Annotated in this window: 10 protein-coding genes and 4 pseudogenes; 5 read left to right on the forward strand and 9 right to left on the reverse strand. The window is 70.3% G+C overall.

Annotated elements, in window-relative coordinates:
* Positions 1 to 143: 143 nt before the first annotated feature.
* Genes ACFV6X_RS28460 through ACFV6X_RS28470 form a run of 3 tightly spaced genes read right to left on the reverse strand, consistent with a single transcriptional unit; the run spans position 144 to position 4,863 of the window.
* Positions 144 to 1,181 carry a LacI family DNA-binding transcriptional regulator gene (locus tag ACFV6X_RS28460; protein WP_385388079.1) on the reverse strand — a complete coding sequence of 346 codons (1,038 nt, stop codon included), beginning with the start codon at positions 1,179 to 1,181 and terminating at the stop codon, positions 144 to 146.
* Positions 1,139 to 3,022 carry a hypothetical protein gene (locus tag ACFV6X_RS28465; RefSeq protein ID WP_385388081.1) on the reverse strand — a complete coding sequence of 628 codons (1,884 nt, stop codon included), beginning with the start codon at positions 3,020 to 3,022 and terminating at the stop codon, positions 1,139 to 1,141. Before ACFV6X_RS28465 ends, ACFV6X_RS28460 begins: the two co-directional genes overlap by 43 nt.
* Positions 3,019 to 4,863 (reverse strand): MBL fold metallo-hydrolase, encoded by a 1,845-nt coding sequence (locus ACFV6X_RS28470; RefSeq protein WP_385388084.1) that lies wholly within the window; start codon positions 4,861 to 4,863, stop codon positions 3,019 to 3,021. Before ACFV6X_RS28470 ends, ACFV6X_RS28465 begins: the two co-directional genes overlap by 4 nt.
* A gap of 921 nt (positions 4,864 to 5,784) precedes the next feature.
* Here ACFV6X_RS28470 and ACFV6X_RS28475 point away from each other — a divergent pair.
* The gene (locus ACFV6X_RS28475) at positions 5,785 to 7,470 is read left to right on the forward strand and encodes a ribonuclease J (RefSeq protein WP_385388087.1); all 1,686 of its coding nucleotides are present in this window, start codon (positions 5,785 to 5,787) and stop codon (positions 7,468 to 7,470) included.
* A gap of 120 nt (positions 7,471 to 7,590) precedes the next feature.
* On the opposite strand, the gene ACFV6X_RS28480 is transcribed toward ACFV6X_RS28475, so the two are convergent.
* Complete coding sequence (locus ACFV6X_RS28480; RefSeq protein WP_385388089.1) at positions 7,591 to 7,980, reverse strand: class I SAM-dependent methyltransferase; 390 nt, start codon at positions 7,978 to 7,980, stop codon at positions 7,591 to 7,593.
* Positions 7,981 to 8,047: 67 nt separating this feature from the next.
* On the opposite strand from ACFV6X_RS28480, the gene ACFV6X_RS28485 reads away from it, so the two are divergent.
* The gene (locus tag ACFV6X_RS28485; RefSeq protein WP_385388092.1) at positions 8,048 to 8,179 is read left to right on the forward strand and encodes a hypothetical protein; all 132 of its coding nucleotides are present in this window, start codon (positions 8,048 to 8,050) and stop codon (positions 8,177 to 8,179) included.
* Between the two features lie 187 nt (positions 8,180 to 8,366).
* Here the strand turns inward: ACFV6X_RS28485 and ACFV6X_RS28490 are convergent, their stop codons facing one another.
* Positions 8,367 to 9,242 carry a hypothetical protein gene (locus tag ACFV6X_RS28490; protein ID WP_385388095.1) on the reverse strand — a complete coding sequence of 292 codons (876 nt, stop codon included), beginning with the start codon at positions 9,240 to 9,242 and terminating at the stop codon, positions 8,367 to 8,369.
* Positions 9,215 to 9,442 (reverse strand): annotated as a pseudogene (locus tag ACFV6X_RS28495) (toxin C-terminal domain-containing protein); the annotation flags it as partial. The pseudogene ACFV6X_RS28495 and the gene ACFV6X_RS28490, both read right to left, overlap by 28 nt.
* A gap of 48 nt (positions 9,443 to 9,490) precedes the next feature.
* Here ACFV6X_RS28495 and ACFV6X_RS28500 point away from each other — a divergent pair.
* Positions 9,491 to 9,613 (forward strand): annotated as a pseudogene (locus ACFV6X_RS28500) (IS5/IS1182 family transposase); the annotation flags it as partial.
* A gap of 31 nt (positions 9,614 to 9,644) precedes the next feature.
* Here the strand turns inward: ACFV6X_RS28500 and ACFV6X_RS28505 are convergent.
* Positions 9,645 to 10,151, reverse strand: a complete 507-nt coding sequence (locus tag ACFV6X_RS28505) for a hypothetical protein (RefSeq protein ID WP_385388098.1) — start codon at positions 10,149 to 10,151, stop codon at positions 9,645 to 9,647.
* Positions 10,152 to 10,248: 97 nt separating this feature from the next.
* Here ACFV6X_RS28505 and ACFV6X_RS28510 point away from each other — a divergent pair, with 97 nt between their 5' ends.
* Both ACFV6X_RS28510 and ACFV6X_RS28515 read left to right on the forward strand, forming a co-directional pair.
* Positions 10,249 to 11,223, forward strand: coding sequence for a GlxA family transcriptional regulator (locus ACFV6X_RS28510; protein ID WP_385388100.1), 975 nt, complete (start codon positions 10,249 to 10,251; stop codon positions 11,221 to 11,223).
* A 38-nt stretch (positions 11,224 to 11,261) separates the two neighbouring features.
* Positions 11,262 to 11,545, forward strand: a pseudogene (locus ACFV6X_RS28515) (transposase family protein); the annotation flags it as partial.
* A gap of 181 nt (positions 11,546 to 11,726) precedes the next feature.
* Here the strand turns inward: ACFV6X_RS28515 and ACFV6X_RS28520 are convergent.
* Together ACFV6X_RS28520 and ACFV6X_RS28525 are read right to left on the reverse strand one after the other, a co-directional pair.
* Entirely contained in the window at positions 11,727 to 13,316 is a 1,590-nt protein-coding gene (locus ACFV6X_RS28520) for a hypothetical protein (RefSeq protein WP_385388103.1), read from the reverse strand.
* A gap of 437 nt (positions 13,317 to 13,753) precedes the next feature.
* Positions 13,754 to 13,924 (reverse strand): annotated as a pseudogene (locus tag ACFV6X_RS28525) (cation transporter); the annotation flags it as partial.
* Positions 13,925 to 13,971 lie beyond the last annotated feature (47 nt).

Below are 13,971 nucleotides of genomic sequence, written 5' to 3' on the forward strand. Positions count from 1 at the left end.
TCGACCTCTTTTCATGACGTTGCGTCGATCGAGTGTCGGCGCGGCCGGCGCGTGCCGCCCACACAGGGTCGCGCCCGGCGGCCCGTCAGCCGTGTGGACGCCGCGCGGGCGTTGAGGTACCGCGGCGCAGTTCGGGCGCGGTCTCAGTGCGCAGGTGCGGAGGTCGAGTCTCGGACCACCAATTCCGGCTGGAGCACATGAGAGGCGCTGCGGCCGCCGCCCCCGCGGCGCACCCGTTCGAGCAGCAGTCCGGCAGCACGCTCCCCCATGGCGAACACCGGTTGGCGCACCGCCGTCACAGCGGGGCTCACCATGCGCATCCAGGGCAGGTCGTCGAAAGAGACCACGGAGCACTGCTCCGGCACGCGGACGGCCCGCCTCTTCAGCTCCAGCCACACCAGTTCCGCCACTACATTGTTGGCGGCGAAGACAGCCGTCAGGGGAGGCTGCGAGTCAAGGAACCTGGCCACTTCCTCACGCGCTGGACGGTCGGTCTGCCCCAGGTCGAGGACGTACCGGCGCTGAGCGGTCAGTCCGGCCGCGCGCAGAGCCCCCCGATATCCCTTGAGCCGGTCGCGCCCCGTGTCCCAGAACGTCTCGTCAATCACCACGCCGACGGCCCGGTGTCCGAGGGCGAGGAGGTGGTCGACGGCTGCCCGGGCACCCGCCTCACTGTCGATGCTCACCACGTCGCAGCCGCGCACGCCCGAGCGGCGGTCGACCTCCGTCACCGGCATGCCGTGTTCCACGAGCAGTTCGGTGGCTTCCCGGCCGACGGGAGCGAGGAGAACTCCGTCGGCCCGCATCGCGAGAAAAGCCCGGGCGGCGTCAACGGCCCGCTCCGCGCTGCCGTGGTCGTCGACCAGCACCACCTGGTAGCCCTCGGCCGACAGGGTGTGTTCCACCCCGGCTGCCAGTTCCGCGTAGAACTGGTTGCGTAGGTCGGACACCAGGAGGCCGATCACTCCACTGGCCCGGCCCTTCAGAGTCCGGGCGGACACGTCCGGCACGTATCCGAGGCGGTCGGCCGCCGCCTGCACCCGCTCCCTGATGTGCTCCGCGACGTAACCGCTCCCGCTCAGGGCCCGGGAGGCCGTGGAGCGCGAGGTCTGTGCCGACTCGGCGACGTCGCGCAGAGTCACCCGCGTCCGCTTGCCCCGCTCCGGCCCGCCGCCTGCCATGGCCCCCCGCCTTTCTCCCTGTCACCGGGACGCGCACGCCACCGGCTCCACAGCTCACGCAGCGCAGCGTAGTCGAGTTCCTCCAACGGTTCGCCGGTGCGGTCCAGGTGGGTGGAGACGTACAGGGCGGGCACACCGAGTCGGTCCTTGACGCGTGTGTAGGCACGCCACTGCTCCCGGTCCGGCGCACACCAGTCGTCGGTGTCGATCAGTGTGTCCGGACACGCCGCGGCGGCCACGGCGGCGCGCATCCGCATCTGCGGTACCACAGGCGCCCACGGATCGGGATCGTCCAGGCGGAGCATGTCGTTGAGGCGGACCATGTCCGTCACGTCGGCGAACGCGGGGTGCGGTGTGTGCGTCACGACCAGCGCGTCGGGCCTGGTCCGCTTGGCGGACCTGTGGAGGACCGCGAGGTACTGGTGCAGCAACGCGATCCCCCACCGGCCTGGTTGGGCGGTCAGGCTTTCGCCTGTCGGCGTGTCGGCGGTGAAGTCCACCTTGAGTCCGTCGGCGTTCAGGCCGTCCGGGTCGAGAATGTGCCGGACGTTCTCCGCGAGCAGCGCTCGCGCGTCAGGGCGACCGGGGTCCAGGGTCACGGGACGGCCGTCGGATGTGCGCACGCACCATTCGTCCGGAACGCCCTCCGTGGACCAGGCCTTCCACCACAGCAGCACCCGCCTGCCCCGCGCGTGCTGCCGCTCGATCCAGCCGCGCAGGTCGGGCCAGCGTTCCTCGTCGGGCTCCCACGAGCCGTAGCTGCGCTGCCACTTGTCGTCCACGACGACCGTCCCCGGGTCCAGTCCGTGCTCACGCAGATGCTCGAGGTGGGCGTCGTACTCCGCCTGCGTGCTCAGGTCGGGGGCCGGCACACCGGTGACACGGGCCCTGGCCATCTGGGCCCCCCATCCGCAGAACATCGGCTCGCTCCACCACAGCGGACGTTCCTCAGGGCCCTGGTACGGCGCGGCGGCCCAGCCGTGCCCCTCCAACCAGCGCCGGTGGGCGTGCAATCCCGCGTAGGGGTCGGTGTGCCCCGGCGAGACCAGGACGGCCGGAGTGCGGTACCGCCCGTCGACCTCGGTGTGTCCCTCGTACTCCAGTCGTAGGTGGAAGCCGCCGTCGGAAGGCACGTAGTGCAGTTGAGTGAACGTCAGGTCGCTCACGTCGGCGCCGACCGACAGGGTCCACCACGGCAGGGGGCCGCGCGCTCGCGCCGGATCGGTGTCATCGGGGAATCGGTTCTCCGAGAGGGCCAGGCAGAGCGGAGCGGGGGTGAAGAACCAGTGCCCGCGCCCGGGCCGAGCGTCACCCACCGCGCCGATGACCGCGCTCTCCCCCGCCCCGCGCAGCAGGCGCCTGGGCGGGCCGGGGTTGGGGCTGAACAGAGTGGAGAACGCGTGGCCGCTGGGCCGCAGTCCTCCCCCGCGGCCGCCGAACGCGGCACGTACCGCGAGGCACAGCACGTCGCGCAACACGCCTCGGCCCTGGACCTCCCAGCTGATCTCCGGTCCTTCGTCTGTGCACACGACGCGGGTCAGCGCCTCCCGCCAAACCGTGCTACGGCGCGGAACGACCAGCACCGGGCGGTCGTCCTCGGTGTGCCATGCGACAGGCCCCGTCTCCAGCGTCTCGTCCGTGCCGTCCGTGCGGTCGAGCGCGCCCGCCAACTGGAGCTCGACCGGGTGACCGCCGCCGACGGCGTGCACGTACGCCGTCTGGCCGTGCGCAGCCAGGGTCATCCGCCAACGCGCGGCCCTGATCGTGACCGTGCCGTCCTTGCGGCACACCACCTCGGGCACGGTTGACTCGGCCCCCTTCTCGCCCGCGGCACTGGTCATCGCACACTCACCAGAGCCTCGGCCTGCTGACCCAGGGCCACCTGACCGACCGACATGTCGACGCCCACACGCTGCCGCTCCGTGCTCCGCTCGTCCGCCGGTATCCGCACGGCGAACGTCTCCGTCACCGACTCCCCGGCACCGGCCTTCACTTCACGGAACGGCGGCTCGGCACTCCAGCCCCGGGGCAGCACAGGGACGAGCCGGACAACCTCGGCATGCGGCAGGGGGTTGCGGGCCTCCACGGTGACCCGCAGCGTGTCGCCCGGCGCGCGTACGGAGCGGTAGGGCGTGAGGCGGGCACCCAGGCCCTCGGCCTCCAGGTCGAAACCGGCGGGAAGAAGCTCGCGGTGCAGCCGTGCCAAGCGCTCCCCCTCCGACGCCAGCATGTCCAGGTAGGCCTCGGTGACCTCGTGGGGCGGCCAGTGCCCGCTGATCAGCACATCTGGCCGCAGCCGCCGGTAGAGGTCGGCGCTGCGGGCGAAGTCGTCGATGCGGAAGCGGTTGCGGTACTGGTAGTTGAGGATCTCGACCTCACCGCGTACCGGATCCCACGCGGTGTTCTGCTGGTCGCCGCTCGCCACGATGCGGCGTCCGTCGACGTCCATGGAGTACGCGGAGGCGTACAGGGTGTGCCCGGGGAGGTCGTGGACACCGATCTCGTACTCGCGCCAGCGGAATGCCCCCTCGCGGGGCAGGACGCGATCGACCGGGATCGGCTCGTACCACAAGCAGGGCAGATCCCAGTCGGTGGGCACGGACAGGACCTCGGCAATGTGCGCGGGCGACCAGACTTCGGTTCCGTGCACCGCGCGGAGCAGGTTGAACCCGGCGACGTGGTCGTCGTGGTAGTGCGTGGGCAGCGCGACCTCCACCCGGTCGACGCCGTACTGACGCCGCAGCGCTTCGACGGAGGCGAGCAGGGGCCGCCGTGCGGAACGGTCGTGTCCGCCGGGCAGCCCGGTGGTGAGGTCGTAGCCGAAGTCCAGCAGGAGCGCGCCGCCCTGATCCGACAGCAGGGCGTAGGACTGCGCCACGCTCGTGGTGTTACGCAGCAGATGGGGTGTAACGGGTTCCCACGGCCGCTCCAGCAGCGCTTCCGGATCCCAGGGCGTACGGCGCCGGGAGTCGATCAGTTCGCGCAGCAGGGGCGTCAGACGTGCCACGGCCCCCTCCGGGTCCGTGACCGGCTCACCGTGTGAGGGCAGCAGGAGATCCACCCGCTCACGCAACAGCAGGGCGCAGGACAGGACGGTCGCGGCGACTCCCTCCAGGCCGGCGTTCGGGTGGAAGCCCGTGTAGGCCCACTGGGTGGCGGCCAGGGACCACACGCGGCCGTCGCCGTGTATCAGGTCGCCGGTGAACGCCAGCCTGCGGCCGCAGGTTTCGACGAGGTATCCGACCGAGCCGGGGGTGTGACCCGGGAGCGGCAGCGTGGTGATGTCGAAGGCGCCGAAGCGCCGGGTGCGGTACTCGGGCACCGTCCCGGTGACGGGCACCTGCCACAGCAGTGAGAACCGGTCCTGTCGGACGTCGTAGTCGTTGTCCAGTGGCCTCGTCCGCCAGTGCTCGTCGACGTCGTCGATGAGGTGACGCTCCGTCGGCGGCACCCAGATGCCGATCCCGCGGGCCGACGCGAGCGCCAGGCCTTGGACCTGATCCCGGTGGTGGTGGGTCACGAGGATGTCGGTGACCCGGGCGACGCCGACCTCGACCAGGTGGTCCAGCACCCTCCCGGAACCGAAGTCGACCAGCACTGCCTCGTCGCCGTGCCGCAGGAGGTAGACGTGACAGGTGTCCTCCCAGCGAAAGACGTCATGACCCACCTGAGTCCAGCCCACGTCCAGCACTCCCTCTCTCCCGTGGCGACTGACCGGCGGCATGGGAACGATGCCAGATGGGAACGATGCCAGGCGCCGCACACGACGTCAATGGAGTCGCCCTGAGCGGAAGTCACCTGCGCCAGACGCCCTTTCGGGACCAATGGGCGCTCCAGCAGCCATGCCACCGAGTCACCCGACGCCCCCACGCACCACCTTCGATCCCCCGAGCTCCCGGAGACCCCGGGCAAGCAGCCGGCGAACTCCCTGGCCGACGCGCAGCGCAGTAGCGCTGCCGGAAGGCTGCCGTGTCGCCCCGGAGTGGGACGTGGCCTTCGAGGATGTCCGACGGATGGACCCGTTCGCCGGTGCGCTGACCACTGTCATGATCACGGCGGCGCAGACCTACGGCTGAACCGCGGAGCGATGTGGGTCGGACCAAGTGAAGGACCTCCCGGGCGGGCGTGGCGTTTGAGGCATCGGACGATTTCGCGTCGCGTCTTGCCCTCATTGACGCGGCGTTCGCAGTAGTCCTGGGTGCGCGCGGGTGGACGCGCACGCGAGTCTGCACGATTGGCCGTCGCCGGTGTCGATGTCGCCGGCCGTGCTCGATTCCACGGCGACCGGCACCGCAGGGCTGGTGCCCACGTTCCGGGACCCCTGTTGCAGGCACTGACTCCATACGGCTCTCGGACTCGGACGTCTCGGACCCCTCAGACGTCCGGTGGCCCGCCGACTGGACGGTCACGGCAGACGGCCCTCTTGGCCTCATCCCCTCGAACCCGTGGCCAGGGGGCCGTCGCCACGCGGCGCAGCCGTGCCCGCGCCCCGCCACAACCTGCTCGCCATGAGGCATCCGGTGCGGGTGCCCCGCTCCCTCGGAGAGAGGAGAGCACACAGGCAATGGATCACGCCGTCCCGCTTTCCGGGTACCGTCAGGGTATGAGTCACCCACACCCCGAACTGAAAGCCGCCCCACCCCTTCCCGAAGGAGGGCTGCGGGTCATCGCCCTGGGCGGCCTGGGTGAGATCGGCCGCAACATGACCGTCTTCGAGCACGCCGGCAAGCTGCTCATCGTCGACTGCGGGGTGCTGTTCCCCGAGGAGACCCAGCCCGGCGTGGACGTGATCCTGCCGGACTTCACCTCGATCCGGGACCGGCTGGACGACGTCGTGGCCGTGGTACTCACCCACGGCCACGAGGACCACATCGGCGGCGTGCCGTACCTGCTGCGCGAGCGGTCGGACATTCCCGTCGTCGGCTCCAAGCTGACGCTGGCGTTCCTGGAGGCCAAGCTCAAGGAACACGGGATCCGGCCGCGCACGGTGCGGGTGCGAGAGGGCGACCGGCGCGGCTTCGGGCCCTTCGACTGCCAGTTCGTGGCGGTCAACCACTCCATCCCGGACAGCCTCGCGGTCGCGATCCGCACCAGCGCCGGGATGGTGCTGCACACCGGCGACTTCAAGATGGACCAGTTCCCTCTCGACGACCGCATCACCGATCTGCGCGCCTTCGCCCGCCTCGGCGAGGAGGGCGTGGACCTGTTCCTCACCGATTCCACCAACGCCGAAGTGCCCGGCTTCACCACCTCCGAGCGTGAGCTGAACCCCGCGATCGAGCAGGTGATGCGCACCGCGCCGCGCCGGGTCATCGTCTCCAGCTTCGCCAGTCATGTGCACCGCATCCAGCAGGTCCTGGACGCCGCCCACCAGCACGGCCGCAAGGTCGCCTTCGTAGGCCGGTCGATGGTCCGCAACATGGGCATCGCCCGTGACCTGGGCTATCTGAAGGTCCCGTCCGGTCTGGTCGTGAGCACGAAGGAGCTGGAGAAGCTCCCGGACCACAAGATCACTCTGGTGTGCACCGGCTCCCAGGGCGAACCGATGGCCGCTCTGTCACGGATGGCCAACCGCGACCACATGATCCGTATCGGCAAGGGCGACACCGTCCTGCTCGCCAGCTCCCTCATCCCCGGCAACGAGAACGCCATCTACCGGGTGATCAACGGACTTACCCGGTGGGGCGCCCACGTGGTCCACAAGGGCAACGCCAAGGTGCACGTCTCCGGACACGCCAGCGCCGGCGAACTCGTCTACTGCTACAACATCGTCAAACCCCGCAACGTCATGCCCGTGCACGGCGAATGGCGCCACCTGCGGGCCAACGGTGACCTCGCCATCCGTACCGGTGTCGACCCCGACCGGGTCGTCATCGCCGAGGACGGCGTCGTCGTCGACCTCGTCGACGGGCGCGCGTCCATCACCGGCAAGGTCCCCGCCGGCAACGTCTACGTGGACGGCATGGAAGTCGGCGGCGCCACCGAAGCGTCCCTCAAGGACCGCCTCACCCTCGCCGCTGAAGGCGTGGTCACGGTGGTGGCGATCGTCGACGCGGACACCGGCGCCCTCGCCGAGGCCCCCGACTTCCTGGCCCGGGGCTTCGTCCACGACGACACCACCTTCGAGCCGGTCATCCCCGTCATCGAGAAGACCCTGGCCACCGCGGCGGAGGAAGGAGTCGGGGACGCGCGCCAACTCGAACAACTCGTCGCCCGCGCCGTGGCGAACTGGGCGTTCCGCACCCACCGCCGCAAGCCCCTCATCATCCCCGTCATCATCGACGCCTGAGCCACAGCCCGGCAGCACGGTCCCCGGTTCCAGTCGTGGCCCAGCGTGCATCGAGGTCGGGCACGGGAGTCAGCAGCCACCCCCAGGGGGCCGGGGTGGCAACGCACTCCACATGATGAGTCATCGATGGCCTCGGCGAGCCGCGCCTGCATCTCCGCGGATCCCCGGTCGCTGATCGAGAGGCTGTCGCGCCACCGCCCCCGGGCGGCAGGCCCGATGCAGGGCCGCCGCGTAGGCGCGCAGCCTGTCATGCTCGAAGGTATGGGCGAGGCCGGAGTCGATCACGGTGCCGAAACGCCCTTCGTAGCCCGTGAGGTCGAGGGCGTCGGCGACTTCGAAGACGGCGCCGAGTCCGCGTGCGGCGGCCTTGTCCCGGGCGAGGGTGATCGCCCTCGGGGACAGGTCCGGCCCCGTCACCGCGTAGCCCTTGCCCGCCAGGTGGAGGGCGTCCTCACCGGTGCCGCAGCCCGCGTCGAGCACCGTGGCGCGGAGGAGCCCCGCTACCTCCACGGCGACAGGCGGGTTGGGGCGCCCCGATGTCCCACGGCGGGCGCTTGCCGAACGGGCTCTCCCAGCGGTGGACGGCTACGAGAGCGTTCTGCGGGACCGCGTCACCGATCGGGCCCTGGCCCCCACCGGCACGGTCACCGCCGCCCGGACCCGGACGGACACCACCCCGCAGCAGTTCCGCTCGACCAGGCTCTCCTGACACCGCCGACGCGGTCCTGCACGTCCGCGACGGCGCCGCCGTCACCCGGTCGGGGGACGTCCTGCGCACCCCCGCCGGTGCCGGGAGGGAGCACTGACAGCGACGGGAAGGGTGCAGACATCGGCCGTCACATGGAAGTGCCCGCCCGGCCGCACGGTTTCCGTGAAGCCGCCGGTGGTTCGCCGTACTAGGGCTCCCCTGGACTCTCCCACTGTCCCCTGACCACCCCGTCCGCGTCCGGTACGACGGCGCACCGGTCGCCCAGCACCGCATCGGCCAGCATCAGGGAGAAACCCTCATCCGTGACCTCGGAGAGCGTGTCGGCGCCACCCGGGTAGTTCTGGTGAGCCAGTTCGCCGGGCAGCAGCGGGGCCACGAAAGCGGTGAAGTCGTCCTCCAGCAGCTCCGCTCTGGGGTTCAGCTCCGGCTCGGTGGCCACGAAGACCAGCGAGCGAGGCCACAGCAGTCGGGCCACTTCGGCTGTGTTCTCCGGCGTCACGCGGAACCATCTGCACCCGTGAGCGCCGTACGCCCAGCGCTCGCAGACGAGGGTCAGGCGCTCGGAGTCCTCCGCCACCCTCACCCAGAAACCCTCGTCCGCGACGGCGTCGACGGGGTTCGAGACCTCTATGGGTTCAGGCGCCGTGTCTCGCCACCGGAACGTCACGCCCTCGCCATGGAGGCCCGCCAGATCGGCGGCCACCTCTGATGTGGTGTAGAGGTGTACCGCTCCGTCCCATCCCGACTCGATCTGAAGCCGCCCGGGTGCGGTGAGCTGACAGTACGGCCCGTGCCCGGCTGCCATTCCCTCGGCGAGACCGATCGCTCGCGGCGGCCGGACCTCTACACCGTTGCGCAGGCCGCGGTGCTCTTCGGGAAGGGGCTCACTCACCAGTAGCCCGCCCACCTCCAGGAGGTCGGCGCCGCTCTTCTCCAGCACGGCTCCGAGCACCTGGCGAAGCTCCGCCGCGTACGCGCTCCAGGCAGCGGCTTCCGCCAGATCCACTCGCACGCGCTCGCTGCGGGCGCTGATGATCAGCTCCTTGCCCATTTCACCAGCCACTTGAGACCTCGCGGCTCTCCGTTCGGCCCGATGTCTAATTTGTACGTTCCGTCTCGGGCCGAGTCCTTGGTCGACTGGAAGGGATCCCGGAAACCGGCACCCTTGAACACGGCCTCCTTATTGTGTCCTGTCCGGTCGAAGGTGATGTACCGGGGCTGGCCTGCCCCCGCCTTCTTGTTCTCCCAGATCGCGGTCTGGCCTGCCGACGCCTTCCAGGAAGTGCTGGAGCCTGAGTCGTTGGGCGTGGTGCATCGGTCGAGCGCGGTGTCGTACGACTGAAGTCCTGGCGGATCCTCCGCAGGGCCCGGTGCAGCCCGAATCGAATGTCGTCAAGTGCCGCCGCAGTCCTCACCTTGGAGCGGCAGCGCTGAAAGGGCGCAATGGCTCGATCCGGGAACACGGCTACGGCATGAAGATCATCGCGGCACCGCCGAACAGGTCGACCACGAAGCACCACTCCGCCCACGCCCGAGGCACGACCACCTTGGCGCGGTGGTGGGCGAAGTCCCAGGCAGCGTGACCGAGCCAACCGGCCGCCAGGACGTACCAGCCGAGGCCGTGATCCACCGCGAGCGCCACCATGGCCAGGACACCGAAGCCGAGCAACCCTGCCGTCTGGAGCATGAGCACGCCTGGTCTGCGGAGCTCCCCGCGCAACGCCCCGAAGATCAGGTAACAAACTGTCATGACGACGAGGAGCCACGCCAGGAACTCAAGGGCCGGGAGGCCGTCCGCGAACGTGGCGACCACCAACGCGAGCGCGAACCACGTGGGCCAGCGGCGCTTGAGCGTGGTCACGAAGCCGAAGGTGGCGGTCCCTGAATTGTCCCGGCGGGCCGTGGCCGATGCCTTGTCGTCCTGAGCGGAGCCGATCTTCACGTGTCCTCCCGAAGCGATGGTGTCGGTCATTGCTCCACTGTTGGTCCGGCCGGTTCCACGAGAAGCCGGCGCCTCATCAGGCGTCTGGAACCTTGGGGTGCCGGTCCCTTTGGCATAGGGTCGCCGTGTGGACGAACGCTTAATCGTGATCGTCGGCTACGACACGGCCGAGCTGCTGGACATCGCCTGCGTGACCACGAGCCTGGCCATGGCGAATCGGATCCGTGACCCAGCCCTCCCCTACCGCGTCAGTGTGGCCAGTCCGGGTGGCAACCCCATAACTTGTGGCTCGGGCCTGACGTTGCAGAGTCAGCAGCCCCTTGAGCGACTCACCGGTCCGCTCGACACGTTGATCGTCTCGGGCGGCCTGGGACACGAGCGGGCGGCCGCTGACCCGCGGCTCATCGGCCACGTCCGCCGCCTGGCCAAGGAAAGCCGACGCGTGGCCTCGGTGTGTACCGGGGCCAGCATCCTGGCCGCCACCGGACTGCTGAATGGTCGCCGCGCCACCACGCATTGGCGGTACGCATCCCAGCTCGCCGCACAACACCCAGCGGTCACCGTGGATTCCAGCCCCATCTACATACGCGACGGGGACGTTTACACGGCGGCCGGCATCACCAGCGCACTGGATCTCACCCTCGCCTTCATCGAAGATGATCACGGCGCCGAGCTGGCGCGCCAGGTGGCGCGGGACCTGGTCACCTACCTGCAACGACCCGGAAACCAGGCACAGATGAGCCTGTTCACCGCCGCCCCGGCACCCAAGAACGACGTGGTCCGACAGCTCATCGAGCACATTACGAGCCATCTGGACCACGACTTGAACGCGGCCGCGTTGGCGGCCCGCGCGGGCGTGACCCCGCGCCACCTCAACCGGCTGTTCCTGGAACACCTCGGGCAGCCGCCGGTCCGGTTCGTACGCCAGGCCCGCACCGAGGCTGCCGCTCACCTGCTCGCGTCCACCACGCTTCCGCTGGCAGGCGTGGCCACGCGGTGCGGGTTCGGTTCGACCGAGGCGCTGCGCCAGGCTTTCACCAGCCGATACGGGATCTCACCGTCGCGCTACCGGGCAACACAGACCGGGCACTGCGCCAAGTAGGGCCCCTTCGACCGTCTCCGGAATCGGCCCGGTGGGTGATCATCGACGTCCTCACCGCAGCCGACATCAAGTGCTGGGGAGACAAGGCTTGTCGAGGCGCAGGCGGCGCGGTCCGCACCCCCCGCTGGGGACGGTGGGAGACCTTTCCACTGATCAGAAGGCCGTGAACCGGTCCCACGCGAAGATCCGCGCACTCGTCGAGCAGGTTGTGGCCACGCTCAAGTCCTGGCGGCTCATCAGGAAGCTTCGAGGCTCGACCAGCGGGATCACCACCTTGGTCGAAGCCGTCCTCACCCTCCATCTGGCCAGCTCAGACCGATGACGGCAAAGCCCTCGCTGACAGCGGGTACTGCGGATCGTCTCCGCGCGGAGGGGCACTGGCTGGTGGCTCGTCCGATGCAGCCAGCCGGCCCCTCACCCTTCGGTCGTCCGTTGAAGCCTCTTGAGGAGACCTCCGCCGGCAGTTGGCACATCGTGGTGGCGGGCGGTTTCTGCCGACCCGGTCAACCCGCGACCGAGCAGTCCAGGATCCGCCCGTCCACCGTTCCCACGACCAGCCGCTGTTGCTCTGCCCGGTACGCGGCGGACACCGGCGTGACCGGGTGGCCGTGCGCGCGCAGGGTGTGCCGGGCTCGGACCTCGCCCGTCGCCGTGTCCAGGGTCTCCACCTCACCGGTGAGATACACGACGTACACCCTCCGCTCGTCGCCGTCGAGATCCGCGAGCGGCTTGTCGGTGCCGTACGCCCAGCGTGCCTCTCCGTCCGGCAGGCGGCGGCTCACGACGTACGTGCCCTGGCGGGCTTCCCCGTAGGTGGCGCCCTGTTCGTACGACCGGCCCGCGTGGACGAGGGTGTGTGTCAGCTCGACGGCGGGGCCGTACCAGGGCTGGAGTGCGGACGCCGGGTCCCAGCGCAGGGGGAAGAGGGCGCGCACAGTGGCGGGGCCGTGGGCGCCTGGAGGATCGATCGCGTGGATCCACGGCGCGTCGTCGTCCGGGCCGGGGCCGTCCACATACAGCAGACGGGCGCTGTGTCTGACACGCAGCGCCGGGGAGTTGGAGCGGCTGGGGGCGAGGCCGATGCGTTCCGCCTCCTGGCGCGTGGGGTCGAGAAGCAGCGCGGCGTGTCCGTCGCGCCCTTGCGGGCGCAGGGCGAGCCAGCCTTCGTCCGTGGCGCACAGTGCGGGGATCGACGGCACGTCCACGCAGTCCATCGCACCGCCGTCCGCCGTCGATATCCGCCGAACAGTGGTCGCGCGGTCAACCGGGCGACCGGTCACCTCGTCACGCCGGTAGCCCCGGTACGTCACCCACGCCGACCCGTCGTCCGGGGCCGCCTCGACCCGGACGCTCCCCTCTCCGTCCGCAGGAAGAGCCCACCCCAGCGCGCCCGACGGATCCCAGCATTCGAGGTCCGTGTGCCGGCCGGTGGCGAGCACCCGGCCGTCGGCCAGCACCGCCAGGTCCCGCACCTCCGCCCGCCGCCGCCACCTGCCCTGCGTCAGCCGCGCGAGGGTGTTCTCCACACGCGGATCGTGAAGGAGCCCGCTCTCGACCATCGGATGGCGTGTGTCGTCGGGGTCGACCAGACCGGCCGGAGCAGACAGCCAGTCGTCCACCGCGACGGCCAGCTCGAAGCCCTTGCGGAAGCCGCCGTCCTTGTCCTCGGGGGAGAGCAGCATCGCGAGCCTGCCGTCCTCGAGCCAGCGCAGGTGGCGCACTTGGCGGCTCTTGCTCAGCAGGTTCGTCACGCGCCCGGTCTCCAGGTGCAGCAGGAGCAGCTGTCCCTGAAAGTCCCAAGAGCCGTCGTAGCGGCCGGTGCCGACGGCGACGAGCGGCAGCTCGGGGTGAGGCTCGATGGCGCACACGGAGTAGCGGGAGGCAACGACGTGACGCGGACGGAGAGTGCCGGCGTCGTACACGCCGATCCGGTAGCCGAGCCAGTGGCCCGTACCGCGCCACATGACGTGCCCTAGGTCACCGGCCGCGATGACACAGCCGTGACGCCCGTCGGTCACCGCCCACACGGGCCGGCCGATCTCGGCGAACGGTTGGTCCCCGAGTATCCGGCAGACGCTCAGCTCATCCCGCACGACAATCCCCCCCAGGTGGCGCACAGTCTGCCAGGCCCAACGCTTTCCTGCGGTCTTCCTGGGGAAGCGGCTCATCCATGTACGTGATCGGGAACGGATCCACGAGGCACGCGTGCCGAGGCGAGCCAGATCGCAGACTGACGTTTCGGCCCTTGTACGCCTGCTCGTCGAAGCCGTGCGGGCGGCCGCCTCGGGAGCCTCGGCGGAGCCGGGCGGCGACCTGGTCGGCGCGCTCGAGCAGTGTGGCGGAGACACGGTGGCGACGGCACCAGGCCCGGATCGCCCGGGAGGAAGACGCCTTGTCCGCCAGGACCCCGCTCGGTCGGGTGCTCGGCCGACCGTGGCCGGTGCGGGGGGCACGGATGAACGTCCCACCAGCCGTCGGGCAGGTCGCCGCGCAGAGCGCCGTCGTGGCTGTGACGCCACAGGGCGCCGGGGCCGGCGACGGCGTTGAAGAGCAGGTTGGTCGGGGTGACCGCCGGGCTCGACAGCAGGGTCTGCCTGGAGTCGGCGACCACGGAGGCGGAGCCGAGTTCCTCTCCGGCCCGCCGCTGGGCGGCGGGCCGGAACGACATCACCGCCAGCGAGAGGGCAGCGAGGACCATGCCTCTTCACGCCGGGGCACCGGTCCGGCACTTGCACGGCGTGGCCAGAC

Origin of the sequence: Streptomyces sp. NPDC059861, from assembly GCF_042731435.1 — a bacterium.
In the GTDB taxonomy this organism is placed as follows: domain Bacteria; phylum Actinomycetota; class Actinomycetes; order Streptomycetales; family Streptomycetaceae; genus Streptomyces.

Bases quoted from the DNA above. Each gene is read 5' to 3' on its own strand.
- ACFV6X_RS28475 (WP_385388087.1), top strand. From the start codon at position 5,785: ATGAGTCACCCACACCCCGAACTGAAAGCCGCCCCACCCCTTCCCGAA.
- ACFV6X_RS28460 (WP_385388079.1), bottom strand. From the start codon at position 1,181: ATGGCAGGCGGCGGGCCGGAGCGGGGCAAGCGGACGCGGGTGACTCTG.
- ACFV6X_RS28505 (WP_385388098.1), bottom strand. From the start codon at position 10,151: ATGACCGACACCATCGCTTCGGGAGGACACGTGAAGATCGGCTCCGCT.
- ACFV6X_RS28465 (WP_385388081.1), bottom strand. From the start codon at position 3,022: ATGACCAGTGCCGCGGGCGAGAAGGGGGCCGAGTCAACCGTGCCCGAG.